Annotated in this window: 4 protein-coding genes; 1 reads left to right on the top strand and 3 read right to left on the bottom strand. The window is 30.3% G+C overall.

The window, feature by feature from the left end:
* The first annotated feature begins 352 nt into the window (after positions 1 to 352).
* Entirely contained in the window at positions 353 to 724 is a 372-nt protein-coding gene (locus BCR24_RS10330; RefSeq protein ID WP_069640460.1) for a hypothetical protein, read from the top strand.
* Positions 725 to 1,118: 394 nt separating this feature from the next.
* Here BCR24_RS10330 and BCR24_RS10325 read toward each other — a convergent pair whose 3' ends face one another.
* The 3 genes from BCR24_RS10325 to amaP all read right to left on the bottom strand — a co-directional run.
* On the bottom strand, positions 1,119 to 1,655 hold the full coding sequence (locus tag BCR24_RS10325) for an Asp23/Gls24 family envelope stress response protein (protein WP_069640459.1): 537 nt from the start codon (positions 1,653 to 1,655) through the stop codon (positions 1,119 to 1,121).
* A gap of 38 nt (positions 1,656 to 1,693) precedes the next feature.
* Positions 1,694 to 1,891 carry a DUF2273 domain-containing protein gene (locus tag BCR24_RS10320; RefSeq protein ID WP_069640458.1) on the bottom strand — a complete coding sequence of 66 codons (198 nt, stop codon included), beginning with the start codon at positions 1,889 to 1,891 and terminating at the stop codon, positions 1,694 to 1,696.
* Positions 1,892 to 1,901: 10 nt separating this feature from the next.
* A partial coding sequence (gene amaP / locus BCR24_RS10315; protein WP_069640457.1) for an alkaline shock response membrane anchor protein AmaP occupies positions 1,902 to 2,317 on the bottom strand: 416 nt, incomplete at its 5' end.

Here is a 2,317-nt window from a genome sequence, read left to right as displayed (position 1 = left end):
TCCTTTTGTAAAATACAGTTTGCTATCATTATTTTAAATGAATGTAACTAAAAAGGGAAGACTCTTTGACATTATAGAATGAAGATAAGCACCTCGACGGGAACTCTAATTATTTGTAAAATGTCTATTTCCAATAACGAACGTTTTTGGTACAAATAAAACATCTATAAATTCCAGGTATTTTTATCTATTTTCAATCATGTCTTGTTTGTTGTAAAATATAAAGAAGTATATTTACATAAATCGAATTATTCTAAGTAATTTTATTAAAATTTTAACGCTACTAACTTCATTTCTGATAAACTAAAACTAATAGTTATCTTAAACAATTAAATGAACTGGAGAGAATTTTATGAAAAAAATAACTTTATTAGCATTCCTTATATTATCACTTGGAGGGTGTTCCTTAAAACAGTCGAACGTTACAAATAGTTCAACTCGGAGCATTGATCAAACTGAAGCTGCAGAGAGCCAAAATGTACAATTTAATTCAGAGAATCAAGAAAATTTAAATAATTTTGAAGAAGGAACAAAAATAACAACAATTTTTACTCCAAATAATTTTAAGGTTACTAAACTAGTCGATAATTCAGAAAAAAGAGTCCTCCTTTTTTCAAAAGATAATCAAAAATTTTATAAAAGTATTTTTGTGAAATCGACCCAGTTCCTCAAAGTTGTTGATCTTAAAAATAACGAAACAGAAATTTTTAATGGGTCTATATAACCATTCTTTATTATTTAACTACCTAGCTGACATAATCCTGATTACCCCAAGTACCCCATGTATCAACCGATACATGGGCTCTCTTTGTGAATTAAAACTGTTCTAACTAAACAGTTAATGGTATCTCTCACTTTATCTCCGAGAACTGCTGTAAAATTTGAAAATAAGGAAAAGTCACTCTTTGATATTTTTATCCTCATTTTTGTTCTTTTATCGAATTCAAACTCTCTGTTATAGTTTCCTTTTCTTCACCTAAAACCAATGTTTTTGGTACAGCTACTTAAATGAAAAAAGGATAGAGAAATTCTCTATCCTGGATATTTATTTTGAGAAACTATACTGAACACAATAAAACCACTAAATATTTGTTATTGAGAGGTTTAAATTTAATAGTTTATTGAACTCTTGACTCTGTTGCATCTTTTGCTTTCGATATACCATTACTTGCCATTTTTTTTGCTTTTTCTGTTTGTTCACTTGTGAAATTGCCTACTGATTCTGTCGCATCACTTAATCGGTCTTGAACAGTTGTTGAATCTTCTTCATATTGTTCTTTTGATTTTACATCTGTTACAGTTACATTAACTTCCACTACTTTAAGAGAAGTCATTTTTTCCACTTCTCTAGAGATGACCTCTTTGATTTTTTCATATAACGCTGCAATGTCTCTGCCGTATTCGGTGACAACATCTAAATCAACAGCCACTTGTTTTTTCCCTACTTCAACATCGATTCCAGTAGTAACATCTTCCCTATTAACAAGCTTATTAGCAACATTTGAGAAAAAACCGCCTTCAACTGTTAATAATCCATCGACTGATTCTAACGCAATCCCGATTATCTTTTGAATCACTTTATCATCATAAGTAAGTTCACCCTTAATTCCATTTACATTTTCTTCTTCTTTTTTAGGTACATTTTTGTTGTCCATATCTTCAAATCCCTTCTTTTAGTTAATTATTTATAGTTTTACTTTCTTTTTTTAGAAAGAAAGATATCTATCAATCCATGCGCAGTAGCATACCATCCCATAAAACCACCTATAAGAATAAATACGATAATTAGAACTGTTTTAAAAAAACCTAAAGTCAACATCAACAGTGCAATAAGCAAACCTGCTAGTGCACCAATAATAGGTCCTCGGTATGTTTCCCATATCTCATTCATGCGTTTCCTCCTATGTCACACGATTATTATTTTCTGGTCGAGGTTTTTCGAATTTAATTTTGATTAAAATTTTTACATCAGGTCCAATCAAATCGTGTAGTTGAGTTTCTAAATTTTTACTCCATTGATCAGTTTTACCATATAAATCTGAAAATATTTGAAAATCACCTTTAACTTTTATCTTTATCTTTCTTTGACTCATTGTTGCTTTCACATTTGGATTTTCCATCAACTTCTCTGCTACCAAAGCCTCAGTAACAACTCCTTCAACCGCCTTTTTGCTAATTCGTAAAACGCCATCTGTTTTTTTAAATTTAAATTGGCTCAATTTTTTTGGGTAAAATATCGTACCCAACATTAAAATAAATAAAACAATGAAGACACTACCTGCAAGATAGAATGTAATCACAGGGAGCCAATCCCCAA

It is taken from the genome of Enterococcus ureilyticus (genome assembly GCF_001730315.1).
GTDB lineage: Bacteria > Bacillota > Bacilli > Lactobacillales > Enterococcaceae > Enterococcus_L > Enterococcus_L ureilyticus.
The sequence above is the reverse complement of the archived record's forward strand: the minus strand, read 5'-3'. Positions and strand labels throughout refer to the sequence as shown.